We start from the raw sequence: 26,107 nt of genomic DNA on the forward strand, positions 1-26,107 counted from the left end.
TACATTGGTTTGTCATTAACAAACCTTGGAATCAATGTACCGACTTTTGATTTGTTTAGTATTGCTATGGCCGTCAATAACTCATGGGCAGCGTGTTGCCAATTTTGCCTATAAAAAGTTTAATGCCAAAGATTTTGAAACTTATGCTTTTTGGGTAAATGCCAATCAGGTGGGAGATGTTAATTATTCTTACAAAACACCAGAAGGGGATATTAAAAGTATGAAACTCAAGTATGAGGGTGTTGATATGTTGAATGGTGAAAAAGCTTTTAAATTACTCTTCCCTAATAACTTACTATTATATGTGATTCCACGAAAGAATAATACCTTAAGAGTGGTAAGCCTTGACGGCAAATACTCAAAGATTTTTCACTGGCTTTATGAGGGGCCGATTGAAGGTAGAGGCACATTCTGTGAAGCCTGCACCGAAAATGCAAGTGAGGCTACTAAAATGTTGAAAATGTATTATCTGAAATAGATTAGAAAATAGTTGATAGTAGAAAATTCTGTTTGAAGTTTGCTACTATCAACATACATTATAATAACTCAAAATTCCAGATAGTATTTGGATAATAGTGATTTTATTAGCCGCGTTTAGTTTTGTGCCATCTTTGCTGCTACTTTTCCGATTGTTAAACCTTGTACTAATATACTAAATACAACACACGTGTAGGTAGCGATAATCAACACTTGTTTGGCTTCGCTGTCAGGTAATGACAAGACCAGGGCAATAGATAATCCACCCCTTAATCCTCCCCATATAATCAGCCTTGCTTCTTTGGATTTAAAATTGGTGATTCTTGGTGTTAGTAAATTGGGCAGCCATACAATCAGGACTCTGGAAACAAGTACAATAATAATTGCCGCCAGGCCAACTATAAAATAGCTCGATTTGAAATCTATTACTACTACGACAAAAGCAATACTGATAAAAAGAATGGCGTTCAGGATAACATCAATCAACTCCCAGAACTTATGCACATATTCAAGTGTGGTGTCGCTCATGGCTTTTGTCTGATTATAGTTGCCTATGAAGAGCCCCATAATAACCATTGCCAAAGCACCCGATAAATGAAAGTAAGCGCAAAGGCTGTATCCGCCCATTACAAAGGCAATTGTCATTAATACCTCAGTTTCATAATTGTCGATTGACTTAAGTAACCAGTATAGTAAATATCCAAGTACCAGGCCGAAGAATACACCACCAATTGCCTCCTGAGCAAATAGTGTAGCAAAGTGTCCATAGTCAATATGTGAATTGCCCAGTTTCAGGGTTTCGAGAAGTGCTATAAAAATGACTACCCCCACGCCATCGTTGAATAATGACTCACCTACAATGGTAGACTCAATGCGTTTAGATACATTGGCTTTGGTAAGAATACCTAAAACGGCAATGGGATCAGTAGGGGAGATTAAAGCGCCAAAAACCAGACAATGAATAAAACTAACCGGAAGCTCTAACCAACCGCATAAAGGATATAATATTGAGGCAATAATAATTGTTGAAGCAATAACCCCACCAATAGCAAATAAGCTGATGGGTTTCCATTGTTTTTTTATTTCATTCCAGGGGGTATGTAAAGACCCGGCAAATAGTAAAAACCCTAACATGATATCAAGGATTACATAGCTTAGGTCTGTTTTGGCTATCAGGTTTTTCACAAACAGGTAATGCTGAAAATCCCATATACGGCTGCTGACTATAACCAATGATAAAATAGTAGATAAGAAAAATAAGCCAATCACAAACGGCATCTTTATAAACCGATGATTAATATAAGCAAAAGCTGCCGACAGACTTATTAATATTACAAGTAGAAAATAGGCATTCATAAAAGTCTTTTTTGGGTAAATATAATTTTTCTTATTCAGAAGTTTTAACAAAGATGTGAAATTGTCCTTTAATCCTGACCACGTTATTGTTTAGGGTTAGATAGAGGTTATTGGAAAAGCTTTAATACTAACGAAAATAAATGACTCATAATCAGCTGTTTAAAGGGTTGTCTGACAAAACGTTTTGTCCATGCATAGTCAGGTTTTTATGAATCAATTAATAAGTGCTTAAATTTTCAGAAATATTTGAAATTATTGACAATTTCATTAAATCCATACAAAGTGAATGTATGTAATTTTCAATAAATTCTGAAATTTTAATTATTTATATAAATGTTGTGTTTTAATCAGATAATCTTTACATTATATTAACCGTGCCACGCCCTTGCTCGGACGAGTAGAGGCGTGGCACGGTGGCTTTAGTTCCCCTTTAGGGGTTAGGGGCGGCTGTTAATCCTGCAACCCGGTAGTATTCGCAGGCTTCTCAAATGTCCACTCTGTACGAATCAACTTCTTCTGAGCCGGATAAACCTCATCCAACGTATTGGCATCATACACACGACCATTCTTAATAACCATTTTCAAGGTATTCGAATTGCGTATATTCTCCAGCGGATTTTTATCCATAATCAACAAATCAGCCAGTTTACCTTTTTCGATACTGCCTAAATCCTGGTCTAAGCCAAGGGCTTTAGCCCCTAAAATAGTGGCCACTTTTAAGGCATCATGGTTTTTCATACCTCCGCTTTGCATCGACCACAACTCCCAGTGATAACCTAATCCCTGAAACTCCCCGTGACTACCAATTCCTGCCAATGAACCACTTTCTACCATCGATTTCATCGATTTCGCATGTTTCTGGAAAACGTGTTCTTCGGGCATGAACCATGTACCTACCCGACGGGTTTTCTCTGCCAGTTCATCATAAGGCATAAAATTCTGCATCTTCTTGTCATGGTAGGGGTTCTCAGTCTCGAAATAATAGATTTCAGCAAAAGGCCCACCATATGATACCAATAGGGTAGGCGTAACGGCCATTTGCGAGTACGCAATACTTTTCACGACATCATTATACAATGGATACACTGGTATTGCATGTTCATGCCCCGGATAACCATCCAATAGGTTTGTCATATTCAGTTTATAATTCAAACCACCCTCGGTAGTAGGCATCAATTTCTGGTCTCTCGCAGCCTTGATAATCCACTGGCGGGTCTGGCGATTCCCTGTCAGATACATCTTGATATACTTCGAATTATAGTACTTGCTATACTGTTTCAAGGCATTGATAGCTCCAGTAGAATCCTTGATATTATACGCCCAGAAACCAACTCCCGGCCCTGTTGAGTAGATTCTTGGCCCTGCAATTTTACCTGCCTCTACCATATCACCATAGGTAAATACGTCCGTCGTAGCCGTTTGTGGGTCACGTGTTGTCGTTACACCATAGGCTAAGTTAGCGGCATATACCCAAACCTGATTTTTCTGGATACCCCACTGCGGCCACATATGCGCGTGCGTATCCACAAAGCCCGGTATAACCGTCTTCCCTTTCACATCAATTACTTTTGCTTTGCCCGTATTCTTAATTGTTCCGCTCTTGCCTATCTCCTTGATACGATTATTTTCTATCAGAATATCCCCGTTTTCAATCACTTCATTGCCTTTCATCGTAATCACGCGAGCACCTTTTAATAGCACCGCTCCCGATGGCATATCCCTGCTGAAATAGATTTTTATCTCCGTTTCCTCCGGTTTGTACTTCGGCTCTTCTTTCTTCACCGTTGCTTTCTTGGCATCTGTCACTTTCACGCTATCGGTTTTTATCTTGATAGTGTCCGATTTCGCTTTGTTCAACGAATCCGCCTTGCGTTTTTCTTCGGCTTTCTTCGCCACTTTCACACTATCATCAAAAGTCCTGGCTCTTTCCAGATCATACACAATATGGTAACGACCCAGCGACCAATGCACTTTCTTCGAATCGCCCGACCAGGACGGAAACTCTCCTCCCAATTCAGTCAGCTTTTTAGCCGGAAACTGCGCCGAACCTGCATCCGCTACCGAGATACTCACCGTTTTACCCGTCTTGGGTACATCGAGTGTATAAATCTCATTGTTAATCTGTGCCAATGCCTGGTCGCCATCAGGTGCCATAATAATCTGAGAAGCAGAAGAAGGTTTATTCACCTCCATCGCCTGAGCAGCTTTTTCCGACAGCATACAGTTATGTGCAAAATCTTCACCTTCAATGCTCATGCCGTAAGTTGTGATACCCGTTACTTTTACGTGCGTTTTTTCGTCTGTACCATCCCACTTAATAGATTCTAAAGTACCATCACCACCGCTCAGATAAATACGGTCTGCCTGACTACTCACAAAGTGAGGTGTAGAGCGGTTACGCGCTTTATCAATCACTGTCACACGGCCGCCATTGGCATCTATCCAACAAATATCATCTTCTGAACTATTCGCCACCGGCCCGATCGACGATTTAAAATTTTGCAGACTGGTACGCAAAAATACAATGCGGTCGTTTTTCGGCGACCACACGGGCTGGCTGTACAAGGCCGATGCTTGCGTCAGTTTCTGCAAGTTAGGCGTACCTTCCACATTTACTTTATATAAATTTCCACCTTCAGGTGTCCAGGTCGTAAACACGAGATTTTTTCCATCGCCCGACCATGCTGGCTGCGCTTCCGTGAAATCATTGGTACTGATCAGTCTCGGTGTCCCATTCGGATAATCAGCCACATACAAACGATTCAAGGCTGTAAAGGCTAATTTCTTGCCATCAGGCGAAGCTACTGCATCGCGAATCTGGGTTATTAAAGCATGTGTAGTATCCGAAATCGGGTATTTAAATTCCAGTTGAGGTCCCATTTCTATTTCCATATCCACATTAAACGGAATCTCTACAGGTTTTTCACCGCTCACACCTATCTTGTAGATTTTACCGCCATAAGAGGCAATCAGTGCCTTATTATCGGGTGTAAAGGACATACCCGGCAAAACCCCCATCGTAGCGATAGACTCCTGATCGTCACGTTGAATAGGGTAGGCGAGCCATTTTTCGTCGCCATTCTCTAAATCACGTAATATAAGACCTGTTTTGTCTTCGTAGCGATTCCCATATACCAGCCATTTACCATCACCCGAAAGTGTAGGCGTAAAGGCCGACCCGTATCTTGAGGTAATGGTGGTGCGCTTGGCATTATCACGGTCATATATCCCAATCTGGTATTGTGGCATCATGGCATTGTAGTTCCATGCCCCATTGCGTTGCGAGAAATAAATGTATCGGCCATCATGACCCACCGCCGCATCAATCGTTTTCAGGTTCGTCGGTGCATCAATCAATTGTACACCGCCGCCACCGTTGTGGTGCACCATCCAGAGTTGTACGTTCATACGGCCTTTCGAATACACAATATACTTGCCGTCGGGTGTCCAGTCGGCTGAGGTAAAGTTCTGGTCACGGTCTTTCGTTACCTGCACCGTATCTTGTTTCTCAAAATCAATATACCATACGTTGTCTGACCCCGTGCGGTCAGAGATAAACAACAGCTTTTTGCCGTCAGGACTATAACGCGGATGCGTATCAAAAGCCATCCCCTTTGTTACATTGGTGGCCTTACCCCCCGCAAACGGAATGGTGAACAAATCGCCCATCATATCAAAGACAATCGTTTTGCTATCCGGACTCACATCGACCGACAACCATGTGCCCTCGGTGGTGTTCATACGCATGGTGCGCGACGCTTTCAGCGGCAAATCTTTGTAACGTATATACCTGGTGGTGTCTTTGGTTTGTTTGGTAGTATCCTGCAGCGAAAGCAAGAGCCGCGAAAAACTGCGACCTTTAGCAGCAAAGACACCAGCCACCACGCAGCACCCAATGCAAGCACTCATCAGGGCAGACTTCAAGGTAAGAGTAGGTTTCATTTAAGAGTAGTTTTTTTATAGAAGTGTTTTTTGGTAAAAATATTAATTTTTTTGGTGAAATGGGTGGTGTTATAGGGAAATAATATGACTAAAAAGTATGGAACTTTACCTTTATTATTTTGATGCCTTTAAATAAATGTTAATATAACTTGATTTTTTATTAATATTTTTTGTATCCTTGTAACTATTCCATGAAAACAAGCTATAAAAATGGCTTTTGTAAAAGTAAATCTCTTACAAAAGTAAAGGAACGCGTATAACCTATTTTATTTTTAACCTAAAACAACCAAATGCTATGGACTTTAAAGACCAGATTAAACAATTTAGTGAGAGAGTTACTAAATTGAAAGACAATATTCATACAGAAGAAGCTACAAAAAATGCTTTTATTATGCCTTTTCTTCAAGTCTTAGGATATGACGTATTTAATCCACTTGAAGTAGTACCAGAGTTTATATGTGATATTGGAACAAAAAAAGGAGAGAAAATTGATTATGCAATTTTTAGAGATAACGACCCCATTATATTGGTTGAATGTAAGCATTGGAAGCAAAATCTAAGTATCCATGACGGACAATTGTTAAGATACTTTCATGTATCTAAAGCTAAATTTGCAATCTTAACTAATGGATTAATTTTTAGATTTTATACAGATTTGGTTGAACCGAATAAAATGGATGAAAAACCATTTTTAGAGTTTAATATTGAAGAGATTAAAGATGGACAAATTGAAAAATTAAGAGATTTTCATAAAGCATACTTTGACAGTAATAGTATCTATCAATCTGCAAGTGAACTTAAATATATTAATGAAATCAGACAATTAGTATTGCAAGAGTTACAAGAACCTAACGATGAATTTGTAAGATATTTTGCCAAGCAAGTTTATCCTAATATGGTAACTGCTAAAGTAATAGATGCTTTTCGTCCATTAGTCAAGCGTACTTTCGCCAATGTCATTAATGATACATTAAATGATAGGCTAAAATCTGCCATTACTCCTGATAATGCTTCTATTGTAGTAGAAGAACCGGTACAACAAATTTCTATTCCAACCGAACCAGAAGATAAAATTATTACTACAGCCGAAGAACTTGAAGCTTTTTACATTGTAAGGTCAATATTAAGAACTACTGTCCCAGTTAACAGGATAACGTATCGCGATGCACAGTCATACTTCGCTGTTTTTTTAGATGATAATAATAGAAAACCTATTTGTAGATTGTACTTAAATAACCCTAACAAAAAATATATAGCTACTTTTGATGCAGATAAGAAAGAACTAAAAGCAGAAATTAAAACACTTGATGATATATATAGTCAATCAGGTGAGTTGGAGAAGACGGTTGGGTATTATTTGTAGTATCTTATCTATTTTAATAAAACAATACTCTATATAAAGCAAGTAGGAATGAATTTACCAGATTGGAAATACAATTATCTAATTAGACAATTGCAAAGAACGTTTTACAAAGCGCATGAAAATTTTCTTATTAATTCTCTATTTCACGACGACAGGCTAATCAACTTAAAGCCATTAACACAGTATTATGTAAAAACAAAAGATAATAATTATTATTTCATTGATTTATTCTATCCTCAAATCAATCTAGCAATTGAGATAGATGAGGCTCCTCATGAAGTTAAAGGTGAAATTGATTTATTACGTCAGAGTGAAATCGAGAATATTTTAAGATGTGAATTTTGCAGAATCAGAATTTCTGCAAATAAAATTGCAGAACAAATTATTGAAATTAAAGAAATAATTCTCAAACTTATTAAAGAATCAGAAAATAATAATACTTGGAAAAAGTGGATTGAGCCCAAATTAATTTCACTTTCAATTTTAAAACAGGACTATAATAATACTCTCTTTGTTAAAATAAGTGGAGAGATTCATCCTGATAGATTGCTTGAGAGACAGACAGGTTGGTGGAAAATCGCAAACCATAAAGTATCACATATACGTCAAGCTATAATTATTCATGATGGTATAGTTGAAAGAGTTTTTACAAATCTTAAGTTTAAAAATAGCGCAGATGGGAAATGGGGTTTTGATGGAGATGAAATAGTAAATCACATTTTACTTGATTCTATTATATTAGATTGGAAATTCCAGCAGACTAAGCAATATTCAAAAGTATTATATTCTGATTAAATCTTAAAAAACAAATGATTGTAATACATTAAAGTTATGACAATTGAACATTTACAAAAAGCTATTGAAGTTTGTAATGAAGGAAACGTAAAATTTAATACAGGAATAACGCGTTCTTTCTTATATGAAAAAAAATGGTATCCATTAAGAGCAGTTATCAATTATGCTGCGTTCCTAGCAAAAGAGAAAAGTAATTTGACAACTGACCAAGCACTTGTTAAATTAACTAATCTACAGGTCTGGACAAAAATAAAAAGTGTTTATTTCTCAAATGCTTTTCCTGTTATCTTAAGTCAAATAGAATTAATCAAAGAAGTAAACTATTTGTCAAAAAAGATAGATGCTTTAACAAGTTGAATCTTAGTAATAAATTAAAGTTTTATAAATCCCCCCATGCACTCACTCCTCTCCCAAATAAAAAACTGCAAGATATGCGAACAGCATCTGGCGAGTGGAGTAAATCCGGTAGTAGAAGCAAGTACAAACAGTAAAATCGTAATAGTAGGCCAGGCACCCGGTAGAATCGTACATAACTCCGGCATCCCGTGGAATGATAAGAGTGGAGATAATCTGCGGTCGTGGTTGGGTGTCGATAAATCTACTTTCTATAATACCAACCTCTTCGCCGTAATACCCATGGGCTTCTGCTACCCCGGCACAGGCAAATCCGGAGACCTACCCCCACGCCCCGAATGTGCCCCACAATGGCACCGCCAATTATTAAACCAGATGCCTAATGTAGAACTCATGCTACTGGTAGGTCAATATGCCCAGAATTATTACTTAAGCACAAAAGTCAAAAACACGCTCACCGAAACTGTCAAACATTATAAGGAGTATCTGCCTCAATTTTTTCCATTGCCGCACCCCTCACCAAGAAACAACATCTGGCAGGCTAAAAATGAATGGTTTGGCAGAGAGGTGTTACCGGAATTGAAGGGGGTAGTAGATAGGATATTAAGACAATGACTAAATGGGAATATCTTGATTAAAATGAGAGATTTAAATTCTTCTTTAGGGATTTAGGGCTATATCCGATAATAAGGCAATAGTAGAGCTGGCTCAAACCCTAATTTCTGTGCTAATACATAAGAGCCTGTATTTTCTAAGCGGCAAGCCCAGATGGGCTCTAAATTATTTGCCAGACAATAGTCAATAAGAGCAGCACAAACTTTCTGCGCCAGGCCTTTGCCTCTGAATTGTGGCACGGTTTCGATACCCAGTTCCAACTGATTTCCTTCCACGAACGATGAGAAGGCTGTGGCGGCTAATTGCTGTTCATAATACAGGCAATAGGCTATGCCGTTTTGTTTGAAATCGTCTGCTGAATCCCAAAAGTAACGAGGAACTACGCTGCCTGTCATCTGGTTGTATGCCTGCTGTGTATGCTGAATAATTTTAATTTTTGAGTTAGCATCAGGCTGGTTTATACCTGAATACTTTTCGTGATTGAATCTGAAATTGACTCTGGTGTTACGTTCAACTACGCCTTTGGTTAACTGTCGGATATTAACAGCCGAATCAATTAACTTATCCTGAAATAAGTCTTTCAGTACAGCCTCCCACTCAGCAGGATATATCTGTACCCATTCATGATTATTCCGCTTATCATGGGTATTTAAGGCATATGCTTTAAAGGCGGTGTTAAATGCCTCATTGGTGGTATTGCCCATCAGTAAAGACATACCATAGCTATGTATTATATAGAATGTTTCTGGATTCTCTTTTTCATCGGCATATACTCTGCCAGCTACGCGCTTGTCTATTACTGCCTGGGCAAATAGCTTATTGAAAGGTAATGCTTTCAGATAGGGTTCGGCTTTGTAATAATGGTCTGTATTCAGAAGTATCATAGTGTAAAATTACGTCTCTTCTACTAAAAATCAGTAAAAGAGACCTAATTTTGTTTTCAGGGTACAGGATATGTTTTAAAGAAACAATATGTGCTTATTTCAATTTATAAGTGGTACCTTCATCTGCTTTTATCATCTTTTCATTCGGGTCTAAAATCAGTGTTACAGGTTTTTCAGTGTTCCTGACTTTGATAGTTGCTTTATTATGGTTTACCCGAAAATTCATGATCTGTGGGCTGCCGTCTTTAAAAGAAAAACCTATTTCGATCGTGCCTGTAAAGTTTACAGGTGTTTGTTTACCTTTTCCGTTTTCCTGGTATTTATTGACAGTCAGTTCAAAACTGGTTTCGTATTGATTGCCAACTTGCCGCGTCTGAATTGATGTTGCAAGAGGCTGGTAGATAATAATCTTTTTAAACAGGTCATCGATAGCAGGGTGCTGCGAAGCATCGGTGAGCTTATATAACTCATCCAGAAAATCTGTGGTAACTGGCAGAATATTGTCAGTTCTGGAAACAGCTCTCTGATAGATGTGTCGTAAGGCAGCATTCACCTTGTTTTCTCCGATCAGTTCGGATAGTTGATACATGGCAACCATGCCTTTCGAATAAAACAGATGCAGATTACTGTAATTGGTCTTATAGAGCGGTTGCTCGTCGCTGAACCCTCTGTCGCTCAGATAAATGTTTTTGTGCATGTGCACATTTTCCAGGACACGTTTTTGTCCATACATTTTTTTTACGAGCATAAGCTCGGTGTACATAGCAAGGGTCTCGCTCAGGAATCTTCCACCCTCTCTTTCATCGGGTACAAAATTAGTAGAGCCCCACCACTCATGCGAAAGCTCGTGTCCTGCTAATTCATTAATGACATCCTGTTGTTTGTCTCCTTTGATATTTGCATGAAAAACCATGTTTTCAGTCATGAATATAGTCGCCGGATAAGCCGTAGCCGCAAAGCCTTTACTAAAGGCTGAAATTTCGGCAAAGCGAATGGTTTTGAAAGGATATTTGCCGAAGTTGGTTTCGCAGTAGTCCAGAGTATTTTTAGCATTGGCTATGAGTCCTTCGACGTTTTCGTGATGTGTAGGATGATAATATACCTCTATGCCAATGCCACGATGATTTACTTTTCTGATAGCATAATTGCCAGATGATACTCCGAATCTGAAGCGGATGGGTACATTGGTTTTGTAATGAAAATAGTTACGGTTATTAACTTTCCACTGGTTTACTAATTCGCCTGTTCCAATGGTTATCTGATTGGCTGAGGTTGAAATCAGCATATCCAGGTTCAACCATTCTGTTTCGGGCTCACGCGGGAATTCCAGGCTTTTGAGGGGTGTAGCCTTGCCTAAGTTACGGTTTTTGCGCTCTACTTCCCTATCTATTTCATTGCCTGTCTGATAACCCAATTGCGGAAAATAATTGCTGATACGTGAGAATGCGCCGTTTTCAACCATCGCATTAAAAGGCATAAGCGAAGTAAAGGCATTCCAGTGATAACTTAACTCAAAATCTGCTTTGATACTATCCTGTGGCTGTAAAGGCTTGGATAGTGTAACCCAATAATGTCCGAATTCTTCATCAGCCGTACTCACCTTTGAGCCGTCTACTTTGAGGCTTTTAAGGGAAAGTGCAGGATTTAAATAAAACAAGAGCTTATTGATGGGTTGATTGGTGGTATTGTGCAAGATATAGATAGCAGAGGCATTGTAAGCATTGCTTTCAGGAAACAAGTCAATCTTGGTTTGTATGGCTTTGATGTCAGGTTTGGGGATATGCTGAAACTGGCGGTATTTTTTTTCATAGTTTGCCTGCCATTGCAGTTTACTTTCTTTATCCGACATATCAATCTGGCTATTAATGTAGATGCCAGATGAGGTTGCAATTGCTACTAATAGCAAAAGACTGATTTTAACAATTAGATTCCATGATTTTCTGATGCCTTTTTGGAATTGTACGGCTAAAATCATAATGATAAAAGTGGTGCAGATACCAAACAGCATTCGCCAACTGAATGTGGTAAGATTTGCCCCGAAACCACTCATAGTGCTGTACTCACCTTCAAAAGGGTATCCTATCCGAAGCAAAGGATGCCTGATATGTATATTAGCACCAATGCCTGTGGTAGTGAGTATTACAAAAATAGTAGCCACCACCAAAGCAAAGTATCTGTTTCTAATGATTTTTTGGATGGCTATAACAATACCGGCACTCAATAATAAAGGCAAGCCGACCAAGTAACCCATACTTATATACGTATTCCATTCTATGTGGGGATATTGATAGACTATCTGAAAAAGGATACCTGTGAGCACAACTCCGGTAAGCAATAAAAGAATGATGCAGGCCATTGAAAACCATTTGGCAAAGAATTGTATAGAGAGGCTCACGGGGGTGGTATTTTCTATCAGATGAAAGTTTGAAGTGCGGCTTCTCCAGAGTAGTTCGTTGCTGTAGAATAAAATAACCAGATTACAAAAGATGGGGAAGACTTCCAGAATGGTATTAACCATTAAGGCAGTACTGACATAGTTTTCGGGTATTCGGATTCCCTGTTCTATTGCTCCGTACATCTCCATTGAAACAACGAAAACAATCCCTGCCAGAATCAGCAGGAAGGGAATGCTTTTCAGTACAAAAGTCAAATCAATTTTTACCAGACTAATCAAAGACCTGAATTGATGCTGAATGCTGAAAGGTTGGGGTATAGCTATCTTATAAAGTGTAACTACTGCTTTTACCTGAGGTTTTTCTTTTGTTTTTCTGCCTTTTTCATCCACCGAAAACCTGAATAATCGATGCGAAATAATTAATAGTATGAAAGAAAGTAGTATGTAAAATACCCTGTTAAATAGCATTGTACTTATCAGAGCTGTCACCGTTGTATTGCGTTGGATGGCAGACCATAGCAAGGTCTGATGTAAAAACGCTGACAAACCGAAAGGGTCAAACCGGGCAGCCATTTGCATCGACTCTTCGGTAGGCGGCATGGCTCCGGCAATGAGCGGTGAGCCTGAGAAAATAAGTGCTACATGATAAGCAATGAAGATAAACAAACCCGAAATATAAACCAGAAGTTTATTTCTGGTCAGCAAGCCTATGCTACAAACCACCGCAGAGCAAAAAAAGGCATTGGGTATTGTAATGAGCAGAAAAGGCTGAAAATAGTACCATAGACGAAAAGGCCCGAATTCACTTGCATCGAAACGAGACATGGTTTGCCCAATGGCAAAACCTGTCAGTAATAACAAAAAAGTGAAAATATTAAGCCCAAAAATAATCAAAAATCTACTCAGAAAGAAATTGATTTTCTTTAATGGAGTGGCATATAAGACCATAGAGAAATGATGCTCCTGCTCACGAAACAATACCTGTGCCGCTAAAATGGTTGAGGAAAAAATACATATAAGCGACAGATACCCTAAGTTATAAGTAATAGCAAAGGGCGAATTGCGGAATGTGTTTTCGGTAAGTAATACAGAAAATGAAGAGCCACCTAAGAGCCCTATACCTAAAAAAGTCAATAAAACGGCATATATCCAGGCTCTTTTGAAAAAGAGACTTAGCTCAAATGCAAATAGATATCTAAACTGTGTTGCGGTTTTCATGCTACGTGCTTTTGTTGGTTCATAATAAAGAAGTAATAGTCTTCCAGCGTAGGAGAGAGTATCTGAAAGCGGCTATCGGGTTGCGTGTCTGAATAGACATGAATACTCAGTTTTCCTTCAGTCAGTTGGGTAGAAATAATGTTGAAGTTTTTTTCATAATCGGCTTTTTCTTTTTTGTCGATGGTCTTTTTCCAGATGACGCCAGACAGTGATTCCACAAAATGAGAGGGCTTACCTTGCGCTATTACTTTGCCTTGGTGCATCACCGCCATATTGGGGCAGAGGTTTTTCACATCCTCTACCAGATGCGTTGACAAGATAATGATAATATCTTCGCCTATTTCGCTTAATAAGTTATTGAAACGGTTGCGTTCTTCCGGGTCAAGTCCGGCGGTTGGTTCATCTACAATGATTACCTGTGGATTACCCAACAAGGCTTGTGCAATACCAAAGCGCTGACGCATACCACCTGAAAAAGTATAGACTTCTTTATTACGATGCTGATACAAATTGACTTTATCCAGCAAAGCCAATACCTGTTCTTTTCGGACTGCATTATTAACTACTCCTTTCAAAGTGGCTAAATGATTGAGTAAGTCATAGGCTGAGATTTTAGGGTAAACACCAAAATCCTGTGGCAGAAAGCCTAACTGTTTTTTTATGAAATCGGTGTCGATTACGATGTCTGTGCCATTCAGCGTGATACTGCCACTATCGGGGTTTTGTAAACCTGCAATGGTTTTTATTAATGAAGATTTTCCGGCACCATTCGGACCTAATAAGCCAAACATACCATTACTGAGTTCGAGATTTACGTTCTCAATGGCTTTCACACCATTGGGATAAGTCTTGTTGATGTTTTTGAGAGATAGCTGATTCATAATTTATAGTTTTTAAACAATACAATGCCATGCGCCTTTTTTGAGGTGCTTTTGAAACAACAGGATTGTTCGGCTTCTTAATAATTGATTGCAAATATATAATTAATTAATGTAAAACAATAATTAATTATAAAAAATGATGTTAGTAAGTGCCAACATCATTTTTTGAGCTTTATATTTTGCGTTTATCTGATAAGAGAGTACTATTTCTTTTCTTTAAAACTATCAATCGTAACCCTGATTACTCTATCAGGCATTTCAGCGATTTCCATTGTAAAAGTTGTTTTTCCGTCTTTGCCTTCAATAGTCATGGTAACATGACGAGTTTCACCCGATGGATCGTTGAAATCGGCTTTAATGACGCTTTTCCCTTCTTTATATGCCGTAGGCCATTCACAGGTTGCAGCAGTGATATTTGCAGTCATGATATTGCCATTATTCCCTGGATTAATCAAAACCTGTTTTTTGATAATTTCAATGGTGCTGTTTTCATCGACTGTGCGCTGTACTGTGCCCGAGTTATCAAGGTATTCGGTTTTATTTGAAGTCAATGCCAGATCAAGATTGCATTGGGCAAAGCCTGCAAAACTGAAACATACAAGTACAAGTAGTAGAAAATTTTTCATAATTTATAATTGTTTAAAGTGAATAAAAAGTAAATATAATTACTACTGTGTAAAAAAAGGTAGTTTGTATTGCAAATATGTTAAATGGTTAATTGTTTGGATAAATGGAAGCTGAATTTTCATTTAATCATTTCTTATATAAATACATTACCTGCCTTACTTAAAATCATAGGGTAATTATCTGATTAGACAGAGAAACCAGTTTTTTGTTCCAGATTTCTGCGAAAATCAGTTATATCTAACAGAAACCGGATAACTCTGCTCGTTGAGTACTCTTATAATTCAGGATAAATTATGGGTATATTCCAACGGTTTTGCTATAAAACGTATCCTTTTATAAAATTTGCGGTTATGTTTAAAAACATCATTATTATTGTTGCTTTGCTTTTTGTCGGACTGCTGTCGGGCTGTAGTAAAAAGTATAACCCTGAAAGCCCGATTGAAGGTTTGTGGGTTTTAGACAAGTATGAATCTGTTGATGATAAGATAATTATCAGTTTTCATCGAGCATCTCAATTTGAAGAGAATAAAGCCGGATATGCTTTTAAACCCAATGGCTTGCTTATTGCCCGCCAGAACGCAGGTTGGTGTGGAACTCCACCAATTACTTATATGGAGACACAAGGAAAGTGGAGTCTTGATAGAAACAAAATTAATCTAAATGGGATATACTGGGGCGGTACGTTTATGGCAGTCTATGAGGTTCATCAAGTTGGGGCTTCTGAATTACAATTAAAAGAGGTAGCAAGTAAATATAATATGGATAGATAAGCAGATATATCTCTTAAATCTGATAAACCATGAAAAATGTAATATTTCTGTTTCTGCTATTAGCGGTAGCATGCCATAAAGGGGTTGAACCCAAAGACCCTGACTGGGAAAAAATGTTCCTTATTGAGAACCAGTCGTTCTCGTTACGTTTTCCTACCCAAGACTGGAAACTGGTACAATTACAGGGAACTGACAGTTATGTTGGTTATTTTGAAAGAGGTGAGGATAAAATTTACTTTGACCATGGTTGGTATAATGGAGATATAAGTAAAAACAGTAACCCTAAACCACTGTATTACGAAGAAACTACGATTGATGGAAATAAAGCAGTAATAGCGAAACAGAAAGAAGATAACGGGGTGCTTTTAAGGGCTATTATCTATCATAGAGATAAAATGAATTCGACAGCTTTTTATATAACCAACCCAGGTAACGAGCAGGAGATTATCAGGATATTCAGAACGCATCAGTTTAAATAATGAAGTGAGTTAGTAATTGACAAATTTTTTGTTAGCACCTTGGCAAGCCTGAATTTAGCAGTGCTGCGAGAGTAAATTCAGGCTAAGTAAGGTGTTTTTGATTTAAAGATTAACTATCTGTTTATTCCCAACCGAATAGCTTCTTCTATCGGAGTGTAAGCTTCTTCTTTATTTTCTATCACTAAATCATTTTTCAGCAGAAGAGGAGGCTGGGCTAAAAAGCGAGGGTTAATGCCCTGATGTGCCTGTGCTGCGTGCGCTACGAAAGGGTGGCATAAATATACCGTACCAGCTCTGCCAATAGCCAGAACTTCTTCTTTTTGGGGTATCCGGGCTAATTTCTCTGCCAATTCCATAAATGAAAGCCCTTGTTCTCCAAAGGGTTCTAATGCCTTTGCGACCTCTAAGTGCGAACTCACTCTGATACGGGTAGGGGCGTCTTTTTCGCTTACATCAGAGAAAAGAAACAGCATCAGCAATGCTCTGCCTTTTGACTTTACATTGATACGCCACTCAAAAAAATTTGCAGGGTCATTACCAGGAAACCCCGCATCTACGTGCCAGCCAGTATCATCAGGCTTTTCTGAAGATGGGAAACGGACAGGAAAAGTACCCATGCTCATGCAGGGTATCCAGTTACCTTGCCCGACCAACTGGTTGAATATAGCATGGAGTATATTGGTATTAGCGGCTTTAAGAAATGGTTCGTGGTTATACATACCTAATCTAATTACGGGTTTTGTCCAGGTTTGTTTATCGTTCGGGTTGCAGCCTGTATCTCTCCAGAGAATATTTCTTGCTTCTTGTGCTACTTCTGAAGAAAAGGCATTATCGACTCTGACGAACCCCTGATAAATAAATTGTTGAATCTGATTTATAGTTAAGATTTCTTGCATGATTGTATTATGATACAATTATTGTGGGGCGAGCCGATAGCCCGCCTACAATAATTTATGATTTTGAATTTAAAGACAATAGAATAACAGGCCTCAAAAAAAGGCAGGAAATGTCAGAAAGACATAAGGGAAGCTATTAAAGCATTGGAGCCATTCTCATACCATCAAAATTATGAAATTTGAGGAGAATTTGCTAAGAGTTTTTGCATATATCTGGCATTTTTTATAGCTGCAATACCCCATGTATTATTAAAAAACACAAAAGCGTTTTTATTGCTTGTTATAATTTTTTCTGATAATGCCTGTAATTCCGTTTCACTGTATTCAGATTTAAAAAGAATGGGTTTGCCATGAAGCCGGTAGTATATTGTGTCTGTATTGTTGATAATTACATTATCTGGTATATCTTTAGGAATGCTTACCCCGCAAAAGATGATTCCATGTTCTCTTAAAACCTCGAAAATTCCATCATTCCACCAGGTTCTGTGTCTGAATTCAACTACATTCAAGAAGCGTGGACTGAGCCCGTTGAGGATATTATTTATATTTTCTTTATCGCAAATAAAAGAAGGCGGGAACTGAAACAAAAAGCCACCTAATTTTTCTTTTATGCCATGACTGATATGCTTACAGAACTCATTGATCTCCTGACGCATATTTTTCAGTTGATTAATATGTGTAATAGTTTGTGGAATTTTAATAAAAAAGAGAAAATTGGCCGGTGTTTGCTCATACCAGCTATTAAGGGTTTTAATTGTGGGTTTACGATAAAAAGTAGAGTTAATTTCTACTGAGTTGAAGTATTGGGCATAGAAAGACAAATAATCTGTTGATGGCAGATTATCGGGGTAAAAGAAACCTCTCCAGTCTTTATTTGAAAAGCCCGAACAGCCAATAAAATGATTCATATATGTGTCTCCTATAGAAAATCAGTATGATACTTAACTGACGGCATAAAAAATTTGAGCCAAGCGAATGAAGAATCGGCTAAGTAAGAACGTGCTATTTATTGACTAAATATTTACACAGTCTAAATAAAAATTGAGTATTCTTTACCACGCCATTTAGGGGTATCCTCATTAGAATGCAATCTGAGAGGTGGCATAGAATTTTTTGGAGAATTAATATGAGAAAATCAATTTTGTTTAGTTTGATTTTCTCTGATATTATCTATTAAACTCAAAAAAATAAAACTATGGCAACGCAAGAAAATAAGCCAAGAGAAAGAGAGGATGAAAGAAACACCTCAACTCAACAATCAGGAAATAGAAACACAAGTCAACAAGGCCAACAATCAAGTAATATGGACAAAGGCCAGCAAGGACAACAAAACTGGAATCAGGGGCAGCAAGGGCAACAATCCGGCAGCCAGCAACAAGGCGACAGAAATCAAGGTCAACAAGGGCAACAATCAAATATGAATAAAGGCCAGCAAGGGCAGGAAAACTGGAACCAGGGGCAGCAAGGACAACAATCTGGCAGCCAGCAAAGTGGTAACAGAGATATGCCAAACCAGGGCCAACAAAGTAATACAAATACAGGGCAACAGGGTCAGTCTGACCAATGGAGTTCAAGCCAACAAGGCAGAGACCGTGACCGGGATCGTGGTGACAGAGAAGGTACAAACAGAAACACCAATGCTGATTATTCAGAGACTGAAGAGCTGGACGAGGATACGGATAGAAACCGAGATAGAGACCCCAATCGTATGTGATCGGATGTGAAGTTTAAATCGGATTATTGCCAATAGGCATTAATAATACATAAAAAGGTGATGAAACACACAACAAGAGAGTGATATTAATACTCTACCAGCCAAAGCTGACTCTGTGTTTCACCACCTTTTTATGTATTACCTACTTAAGAGGCGCAAAAAATAATCAGGTAAGATAATTTAATCCATTTTAGGTCAGGGGTTTTTGACAATAAGACCCTGTCCGGGTATCCATTTATCATACTCCATATAGGTTGCCACTCTTATAGCCGACTCTTTTCCCCCCAGTTTTTCTACGAGGTGTAAGGCACCGTCAATCCCTGCTGAAATTCCGGCAGTAGTTATAATAGTGCCATTATCTACAAACCGAGTGTCAGGTAAGACCTTAGCACTTGGTACAGCTTTTTGTAGACGCTCAATACTTTCATGGAAGGTAGTTACCGTCAGGTTATCTAACAAGCCTGCTTTGCCTAAAATAAAGGCACCTGTACAAACAGAGAAATAGTATTGCGTAGTGGGTTTCCGGGTCTTTATCCAGTTAATTACTTCGGGGTCTTCTGAGGCATTGCCTGAATTGCCACCAAACACGGCTAATATGTCAAATGGTGGGGCATCAATAATATCATAATCTGGTGTTACTTTCAGGATACCCTGTGATTTAATAGGATTTTTGGTCTTAGAAACCGTAAAGATTTTTGCTCCTGCATAAGAGAATACTTCCATAGGCCCGGCAAAATCAAGTACCTCTACACCATCCTGCAAATAAAAACAGATTGTCATCTTTTTTTTAAGGAGTTTACTTTTCTGAATCAATTCCATGCCGCAATGCGGGCACTTACCTGCTTTATCGAAGGTCAGGTTATCGCAGTTGTTGTTGCAGGGTGGGCAAACAAATGGGTCGGCTTCTGCTTTCTGTGCAAAACTCAGTACTGATGCAAAAAGAAGACTGTAAGTGATAATAGCTTTCATTGTTTGTTTTTTCTTACAAAAGTATAGCGTTGCAAGACCTGATGAAAGGACAATCACACACAGGATCAGGACAATTTTCGGAGTTCTTTCGGGATATAGCCTGTATGCTTTTTGAGAATTGTAGCTAATTGATGAGGGTTATTGATACCACATTCCTGTGATATTGTGGTCATTTTTTCGTTACGTTTTAATAATTGTAAGGCTTTTTCAACCCTTAATTTTTCGATGTATTCTCCTATGGTAATACCTGTTTTAGCTTTAAATAACCGGGTCAGGTTTCGTGGGCTCATATTGACTTTTTCAGCGAGTGCTTCAATAGACGTTTTCTGGTGAAAATGATGAATGAGCCAATCCTGAATTTCGTGAATCTGGTAATTGATATGCTGGCGATATTGTACAAATATACTCTCCTGAATATCGGCACTGTCACGACGTAAATACATGACTAATTCTTTGGCTAACTGGTAGGCAAATTTAGGTCCGTGTCTTTCTTCTATCAGAAACAATGCGAGGTCGATACCGGTGGTGATTCCGGCACTCGTATATACATTATCGTTTTTTGCGAATAATCTATTCCGCAAAACTTTTACGTGGGGGAATTGCTTTTGCAGGGTTTCGAGGTATTTCCAATGGGTGGTACATTCAAGCCCATTTAATATGCCTGCTTTTGCCAAAGCGAAAACACCTGTGCAGACCGAGCAGATAGCTGCCTTATTTTTATTGGCTTCTATCAGCCAATTATCAAAGTACTTGTCGGTTGTCAGGTTAGATTGAATAGTAAAACCCGGGATCATCAGAATATCTTCAGATTGTGGGGTGATTTCTGAAAAATGGAGAAGTTTATCTGAAAAAAGCCCTGATGAAAACTGTTTGCGGGTCTGGTCTGAAACAAACAGGATTTCGTAGGGAATACCGTATTCGCCTGATTCATAAAAGACCTGTAATGGGCCAGCCAAATCAAGAATATGGACATCGTTTGACAGATAGAAAATAATCCTGTTTTTCAAGAGAACTGAGGATAGTTTAATGGATAGTCTATGTTTATTCTACAGAAGCAGGTAAATATATATGAAAAACCGCACCTGTGCCTAATTCGCTGGTAGCAAAAATATGGCCGTTGTGGTTTTCAACAATTTTTTTGCACAAAGCCAAACCAATACCTGTACCCGCATAAGAATGTTTGTCGTTAAGCCTTTGGAAAATCGTAAAAATCTGTCGGGCAAATTGTTGTTCAAAGCCGATGCCGTTATCCCGAAAATTGATCAGGTAATAACCTCTGTTGGCATCGAGTTCTATTATGCTATTTACTTCGTCGAAAGTCAGTTTCCGGCAGGTAATATCAATAACAGGCTGCTGTATAGAGAATTTAAGAGCGTTGCTTAAAAGATTGAAGAATAGCTGTGTGAGTTGTAATTGAATACCAGGTACAACTGGTAATATATCACTATTGATAACTGCACCTTTCTCTTCGATTAATAACTCAAAATCTATTTTTACTATATTTAAAACCTCATTCAGATCAACGGCAACAAATTGCTCATCAGTTCTTGACAGCCGGGAGTAATCCAACACATCTTTAATGAGGTTCGACATCCGTGTTGATGAATTGATGATTCTGTTGAAATAATCTCTTTGTTTATCGTTCATCTCTAAAGACTCGTTGAGTAGCTTAGAGAAAGTTTTTATTTTACGCAGAGGCTCCTGTAAATCATGGCTGGCTATGTAGGCAAACTGTTCGAGTTCATTATTCCGTAGCAGCAATTCTTCGTTCATGGTTTTGAGTTTCAACTCATGCTGCATCTGGTCAGTTATGTCTCTTCCTAAAATTACAGCCCCATAAGTTTCTTCGGTATCGTCAGAAAGCGGTATGTAAAATACTTCGTAAAAGCGGTGGGTTAAGGGTGACTGGTGCACTGGTTTATGGACGGGGGTTCCGTTGAGGGTTTCCTTGATTGCCTCATAGGTACCATTTTCCTTAATAACCGGAAAAATGTCTGTTATTTTCTCACCTAATACTTCATCGCGTTTTTTGCCACTTAGTACCTCATAAGAATGGTTAAAGGTGATGATTCTTAAATCGGCATCGATGGCCATGATGTAGTCGACGGAGGAGTCGAGTACGGTTTCTATAAAATCATTTTGTCTTGAGAGGGTTGTGTTTTTTACTTCTAATTCTTTCTGATGAGCAAGTAATTCCTGCTGAACCAGCTTTAAGGCTTTGTTGTCACGAAGAGTTTCTTCAACTACTTTCTGGGCATGAATATCAACAAAGAAGCCAATCCAGTTAGTGACTAAATCATTGTCATTTTTGACAGGCATCATTGATATGAGATGCCAGATCAGATTTTCTTTTTGTTTTAATCTGCCTTGTGCCTTAAAAATTGTTTTATTTATTATGGCTTTTTCCCAGTCAGCATAAAAACCTCTATAGTCAGGTTGATGTAATAGTGAGAACCAGGAAATATTGGTTGGAATTAAACCCTGAGATTCGATAAATTCTTTGAGCCATTTATTGGTATAGCTTATTTTTCCATCGTTATTAATGACAAACATCATGAGCGGCAGGTTATCGCTCAACATCCGGTAGCGATTTTCACTTTCGCCTAATTTGTCAATTAATTCCAATAACTGGATATTCTTTTTTCGGATTTCGTCATACGCTGAAATAGAGGGTTCGTTTCTGAAATATTCTTTGAAAGATTCAATTTTTGCTTTTGAAAGGATTCCTCCATACTGAACCCTGTATGTAAGGGTAGTGGTATGAAAATAATCTTTATAGTCGGTCTGAATATCGCCTAAAAGACGGCGGGCATAAGAAAAGGCTTCGGGATTGATGGCCTTCAGGTCAACTTTGTCGTGGATAACAGCCACTATTTCTTTCTGATTGAGCCTGAGTGCGTTGATATTTAAAGAGATATAGGATTTATCGCCATAACTGATGGCAATCCGGGCTACTTCAGAAACAGCCGTGGCAAAAGTAGTTTGAGCAGCAATGGAAAGACCACATAATTCAACCAATCTCATTGTTCGTTTATGAACAATGATAAGATCCATTTCGTTGTCCAGATTTATTCTTATAATTTCTTCCATGAGCACCTAATTTACTTTTCCTACTAACAGCGTCATATCATCATTACCACGTGAATAGTCTTTAAAAATTGCTCCGGCCATTATGGGAGAAGCATATTTCAGAATAGAAGGGAACTGGTGTAAATCCCAATGCCCACGGATACCGTCTGAAAACATAAAGATGTGTTGGTAATCAGTATCAGCCAATATCTGGGTATTCATAAAAGCGGGAATGTTCAAGCCAATGATACCATTATGAGATAGTACTTTTCTGACAGATAAACCTTCGTAAAAGCGTGTACTGATATTGCCTACGCCACAGGTCTTCCACTGTTTTTTCTGATGATGATAGCTGGCAATATTTGCAACCAAACCCCTTGTTTTTCTTACTTTCTGATGAATAAACCGTAGAATGTCTTCTGGTTCGATTTCTGAACATTCTTTAAAGGCATCAATGGCAGCACTAACGGCTTCATGGGCATTAGGCCCATGCCCAAGGCCATCGCCTAAAAACAGTTGTGTTTCATCGTTGGTTTTCTTTATACAATATCCGTCGCCACAAACTTCTTCGCCGGGCATACAAACCTGCAAGGCATCTATATGAATACTATTTTTAGGAGCAATTGTTTTTTTAGGAGGCTCATTCATGAAAATTTTTGCATAAGCGACTGTTCCCCAATGGGTTGTTGAATAAATCTGGAAAAAATCACTCAGACGATTAATAGCTCCTAAACCATGCCCTAATGTATTAGATGAAGACTCACCGTCTTTCATCATTTTAGCAATATTATTATTGCCTGGGCCATTGTCTATACAATAAATCTCAAAAACCTTATTATTGTTTTCTTCGTTGCTTATTCTGTAAAATACTTCGCCTCCTCCGGCATGTTTAATTACATTAGACAATAGTTCAGACACTACTATATCCAGTTCACCTGCCCGCATTGATGAAAAACCTGATTTAGCAATTAAATTGTGAATTTCTCTTTTTACAAAAGAAACATAACTCCGGTCTTCAACTTTGTAAGAAGAAAAAAAAATATCAGCCATTCTTCCATTTAGTTATACTGATGGTAGTACCTTCATTTACCACCGATTGAATTTCAAACTCATTTACTAATCTCCGAGCTCCGGGTAACCCTAAACCCAGACTTCTGCCTGTGGTATAGCCGTCTCTCATAGCCAGATTAATATCGTGTATCCCCGGGCCTTTATCAATAAAAATCAGTCTTACGCCATTTTCTCTTCCTTTGCTTACAATTTCAATATTAACAACGCCTCCCCGGGCGTATTTCAGCATATTACGTACCAGTTCGCTGGCGGCAGTAATGAGCTTTGTCTGGTTTACTAAGCCCATGCCAATTTTGGTGGCCCATTCTTTTACCCGATTACGCAGAAGAATGGTATCCTGTTCTCTGGTTATGCTAACCGCATCTTTATTCAGTATCACTATCATCGTAGTCGTCGTCGTCTTGAATGTCCAGAGTAATTTTAGAACGTAATAATTCCATTCCTCTTTCAACATTCAGAGCGCAATGGATACCTTTCAGAGGTAAACCTAATTCAACCAATGTAATGGCAACGGCAGGTTGCATACCTACTACCACGGTTTCGGCATCCATGATTTTCGACATGGTAGAGATATTGCCCAAAATACGCCCCATAAATGAATCAATGATAGAAACAGCCGAAATATCTATCAATACACCTTTTGAGTTGTACTTTCTGACCATCTGTACTAAGTCTGATTCAAGTGTTTCGGCTAACTGGTCGTATAAATCAACTTGAATGGTGACTAACAGAAAGTCACCCATCTTAAGAATAGGTATTCTATCCATACGTAAACTCTGATTGTCTGTTATAAAACTTTAGATGTAGCTTTTTTTCGAACTTCTAACTCAATCATTCCAAAGGCTGTTTTTAAGGCACTTGCCAACGTTGCTTTTGTAATAACATCTGATAAATCAATGCCTAAATGTACGACAGTCTGAGCAATTTCAGGGCGAATGCCACTGATGATACATTCGGCACCCATCAGGCGGGTTGCACTTACTGTTTTGATCAGGTGTTGAGCTACGAGGGTGTCTATTGCAGGTACACCTGAGATATCAAGAATTGCGATAGAACTGCCGGTTTCGACAATTTCTTGCAAAAGATTTTCCATTACTATCTGTGTGCGGGAACTGTCTAATGTGCCAATGATAGGCAAAGCGAGGATACCATCCCATACTTTAATAACCGGTGTTGAGATTTCAGTAATTTCGTCAGTCTGGCGGAGAATCACGTCTTCCCGGCCTTTAATGAAAGTTTCAAAGGTAATCATACTGAAGTTATCAAGCAGGCTATTGATGCGCATACTCTCAGTATAGAGCACCACAGGGTCTTTAATTTCTTCTGATAATGTTTTTAATAAAGCCATTTTCAGACTCAACACATAAGCTCCGGTCTCGCGAGGGGTAAAGCCTCGTTTGGCTCTTGAAATAGCAACACCTGATAAAATATCTTCTATTTTTTCGAAATCTCTCGACTGAAAATTATCGAAATTGGTATCGGAGATACTTGCGGCAAATGAATTAATTAATTCTTCTGATTGAATACGCTGGTCTTCGTTAGTGATTAAATCTTCTCGCAAGCCATCATTTTCTAACTGATTCTGAAACCATTGTTCAAGGATATATTTTTTCTTTGCCTTTATGATTTTTACGGCTTCGTTTTTCATAGTTTAACTGTTGACGTTTTGTTGCTTATTCATAAGCAGGTTGTAAATGTGTTTGAAAAAAATCTTTGAGTATTTGTGAAAGTTCTTTGATGCCTGATGGCTTGGTAATAAAAGCGGCTGCCCCAAGTTTATGGGTAGCTTCTTTGTCTTTAGGGTGCGAAGAGGTAGAGTAAATAACGATGGGGATGTGTTTGAGTCGAGAAATTTTCTTTATTTCGGTTAATAACTGGACGCCATTAATACGTGGCATATTGAGGTCGAGAAAAATATAATTGGGTAAAAAAGTGTCATCTTCTATCAATCTCTGCAATGCTTCGCTGGCATTGTGGCAAATGACACATTGCATATTAAGACCGGAGTCTTCTAACGCCAAAGTAAAGATTTCCTGATCATCCTGATCGTCATCTATCAGTAAACAAATTGAAGCAGTGGACATATAGAAATTGTTTGATAGCAAATATACCATTTGTTTTAACAATAAGGTATTTATTTGTCATAACATTAAACAATCTGAGGAAAAAGCAGAGAATATTCATCTATATTTATTTTTTTGGCTAAATTGTAGCAAAAAACAAGCTTTCCTG

Annotated in this window: 24 protein-coding genes; 8 read left to right on the forward strand and 16 right to left on the reverse strand. The window is 38.4% G+C overall.

The genetic code is table 11. The features are described 5' to 3' along the window. Positions 1-34 precede the first annotated feature (34 nt). Positions 35-478 (forward strand): hypothetical protein, encoded by a 444-nt coding sequence (locus H1R81_RS25580; protein WP_181843605.1) that lies wholly within the window; start codon positions 35-37, stop codon positions 476-478. A gap of 116 nt (positions 479-594) precedes the next feature. Here H1R81_RS25580 and H1R81_RS25585 read toward each other — a convergent pair whose 3' ends face one another. Together H1R81_RS25585 and H1R81_RS25590 are read right to left on the reverse strand one after the other, a co-directional pair. After that, a complete protein-coding gene (locus tag H1R81_RS25585) occupies positions 595-1,833 on the reverse strand; it encodes a sodium:proton antiporter (RefSeq protein ID WP_181843606.1) in 1,239 nt (412 codons plus the stop codon). Positions 1,834-2,283: 450 nt separating this feature from the next. Continuing rightward, complete coding sequence (locus H1R81_RS25590; protein ID WP_220275315.1) at positions 2,284-5,775, reverse strand: amidohydrolase family protein; 3,492 nt, start codon at positions 5,773-5,775, stop codon at positions 2,284-2,286. Between the two features lie 295 nt (positions 5,776-6,070). Between H1R81_RS25590 and H1R81_RS25595 the strand changes: the two genes are divergently transcribed. The 4 genes from H1R81_RS25595 to H1R81_RS25610 are packed head-to-tail and all read left to right on the forward strand — an operon-like array spanning position 6,071 to position 8,902. After that, positions 6,071-7,138, forward strand: a complete 1,068-nt coding sequence (locus tag H1R81_RS25595) for a type I restriction endonuclease (protein WP_181843607.1) — start codon at positions 6,071-6,073, stop codon at positions 7,136-7,138. A 48-nt stretch (positions 7,139-7,186) separates the two neighbouring features. Further along, a complete protein-coding gene (locus H1R81_RS25600) occupies positions 7,187-7,933 on the forward strand; it encodes an AbaSI family restriction endonuclease (RefSeq protein WP_181843608.1) in 747 nt (248 codons plus the stop codon). Positions 7,934-7,969: 36 nt separating this feature from the next. Then, the gene (locus tag H1R81_RS25605; RefSeq protein WP_181843609.1) at positions 7,970-8,290 is read left to right on the forward strand and encodes a hypothetical protein; all 321 of its coding nucleotides are present in this window, start codon (positions 7,970-7,972) and stop codon (positions 8,288-8,290) included. Between the two features lie 36 nt (positions 8,291-8,326). After that, positions 8,327-8,902: a uracil-DNA glycosylase family protein gene (locus tag H1R81_RS25610; RefSeq protein ID WP_181843610.1), complete on the forward strand. Its 576-nt coding sequence runs from the start codon at positions 8,327-8,329 to the stop codon at positions 8,900-8,902. Between the two features lie 59 nt (positions 8,903-8,961). Here the strand turns inward: H1R81_RS25610 and H1R81_RS25615 are convergent, their stop codons facing one another. From H1R81_RS25615 to H1R81_RS25630, 4 genes are all read right to left on the reverse strand, one after another. After that, positions 8,962-9,786, reverse strand: coding sequence for a GNAT family N-acetyltransferase (locus tag H1R81_RS25615; RefSeq protein WP_181843611.1), 825 nt, complete (start codon positions 9,784-9,786; stop codon positions 8,962-8,964). Positions 9,787-9,880: 94 nt separating this feature from the next. Beyond that, entirely contained in the window at positions 9,881-13,399 is a 3,519-nt protein-coding gene (locus tag H1R81_RS25620; RefSeq protein WP_181843612.1) for a M1 family aminopeptidase, read from the reverse strand. Next, the gene (locus tag H1R81_RS25625) at positions 13,396-14,280 is read right to left on the reverse strand and encodes an ABC transporter ATP-binding protein (protein WP_181843613.1); all 885 of its coding nucleotides are present in this window, start codon (positions 14,278-14,280) and stop codon (positions 13,396-13,398) included. The genes H1R81_RS25620 and H1R81_RS25625 overlap by 4 nt, the downstream gene beginning before the upstream one ends. A 203-nt stretch (positions 14,281-14,483) precedes the next feature. Further along, positions 14,484-14,906: a hypothetical protein gene (locus tag H1R81_RS25630; protein ID WP_181843614.1), complete on the reverse strand. Its 423-nt coding sequence runs from the start codon at positions 14,904-14,906 to the stop codon at positions 14,484-14,486. Between the two features lie 351 nt (positions 14,907-15,257). On the opposite strand from H1R81_RS25630, the gene H1R81_RS25635 reads away from it, so the two are divergent. Together H1R81_RS25635 and H1R81_RS25640 are read left to right on the forward strand one after the other, a co-directional pair. Next, positions 15,258-15,677, forward strand: coding sequence for a hypothetical protein (locus tag H1R81_RS25635; RefSeq protein ID WP_181843615.1), 420 nt, complete (start codon positions 15,258-15,260; stop codon positions 15,675-15,677). Between the two features lie 29 nt (positions 15,678-15,706). Continuing rightward, entirely contained in the window at positions 15,707-16,156 is a 450-nt protein-coding gene (locus H1R81_RS25640) for a hypothetical protein (RefSeq protein WP_181843616.1), read from the forward strand. Positions 16,157-16,269: 113 nt separating this feature from the next. Here H1R81_RS25640 and H1R81_RS25645 read toward each other — a convergent pair whose 3' ends face one another. Further along, complete coding sequence (locus H1R81_RS25645; protein WP_181843617.1) at positions 16,270-17,052, reverse strand: phytanoyl-CoA dioxygenase; 783 nt, start codon at positions 17,050-17,052, stop codon at positions 16,270-16,272. Positions 17,053-17,222: 170 nt separating this feature from the next. Then, positions 17,223-17,960 carry a DUF72 domain-containing protein gene (locus H1R81_RS25650; RefSeq protein WP_181843618.1) on the reverse strand — a complete coding sequence of 246 codons (738 nt, stop codon included), beginning with the start codon at positions 17,958-17,960 and terminating at the stop codon, positions 17,223-17,225. 287 nt (positions 17,961-18,247) lie between these two features. Here H1R81_RS25650 and H1R81_RS25655 point away from each other — a divergent pair, with 287 nt between their 5' ends. After that, positions 18,248-18,766: a hypothetical protein gene (locus tag H1R81_RS25655; RefSeq protein WP_181843619.1), complete on the forward strand. Its 519-nt coding sequence runs from the start codon at positions 18,248-18,250 to the stop codon at positions 18,764-18,766. Positions 18,767-18,961: 195 nt separating this feature from the next. Here the strand turns inward: H1R81_RS25655 and H1R81_RS25660 are convergent, their stop codons facing one another. From H1R81_RS25660 to H1R81_RS25695, 8 genes are all read right to left on the reverse strand, one after another. Continuing rightward, a complete protein-coding gene (locus H1R81_RS25660) occupies positions 18,962-19,735 on the reverse strand; it encodes a DJ-1/PfpI family protein (protein ID WP_181843620.1) in 774 nt (257 codons plus the stop codon). Between the two features lie 65 nt (positions 19,736-19,800). Continuing rightward, complete coding sequence (locus H1R81_RS25665) at positions 19,801-20,742, reverse strand: GlxA family transcriptional regulator (RefSeq protein WP_181843621.1); 942 nt, start codon at positions 20,740-20,742, stop codon at positions 19,801-19,803. Between the two features lie 34 nt (positions 20,743-20,776). Beyond that, entirely contained in the window at positions 20,777-22,825 is a 2,049-nt protein-coding gene (locus H1R81_RS25670; protein WP_181843622.1) for an ATP-binding protein, read from the reverse strand. A gap of 6 nt (positions 22,826-22,831) precedes the next feature. Next, positions 22,832-23,854 carry an ATP-binding protein gene (locus tag H1R81_RS25675; RefSeq protein ID WP_181843623.1) on the reverse strand — a complete coding sequence of 341 codons (1,023 nt, stop codon included), beginning with the start codon at positions 23,852-23,854 and terminating at the stop codon, positions 22,832-22,834. Then, the gene (locus H1R81_RS25680) at positions 23,847-24,260 is read right to left on the reverse strand and encodes an anti-sigma regulatory factor (protein WP_181843624.1); all 414 of its coding nucleotides are present in this window, start codon (positions 24,258-24,260) and stop codon (positions 23,847-23,849) included. The genes H1R81_RS25675 and H1R81_RS25680 overlap by 8 nt, the downstream gene beginning before the upstream one ends. Further along, on the reverse strand, positions 24,241-24,642 hold the full coding sequence (locus H1R81_RS25685) for an STAS domain-containing protein (RefSeq protein ID WP_181843625.1): 402 nt from the start codon (positions 24,640-24,642) through the stop codon (positions 24,241-24,243). The genes H1R81_RS25680 and H1R81_RS25685 overlap by 20 nt, the downstream gene beginning before the upstream one ends. A gap of 20 nt (positions 24,643-24,662) precedes the next feature. Then, complete coding sequence (locus H1R81_RS25690) at positions 24,663-25,523, reverse strand: STAS domain-containing protein (RefSeq protein WP_181843626.1); 861 nt, start codon at positions 25,521-25,523, stop codon at positions 24,663-24,665. 25 nt (positions 25,524-25,548) lie between these two features. Continuing rightward, positions 25,549-25,959 (reverse strand): response regulator, encoded by a 411-nt coding sequence (locus tag H1R81_RS25695; RefSeq protein WP_181843627.1) that lies wholly within the window; start codon positions 25,957-25,959, stop codon positions 25,549-25,551. Positions 25,960-26,107 lie beyond the last annotated feature (148 nt).

The sequence above is a fragment of the Emticicia sp. BO119 genome, from assembly GCF_013912375.1.
Taxonomy (GTDB): Bacteria; Bacteroidota; Bacteroidia; order Cytophagales; family Spirosomataceae; genus Emticicia.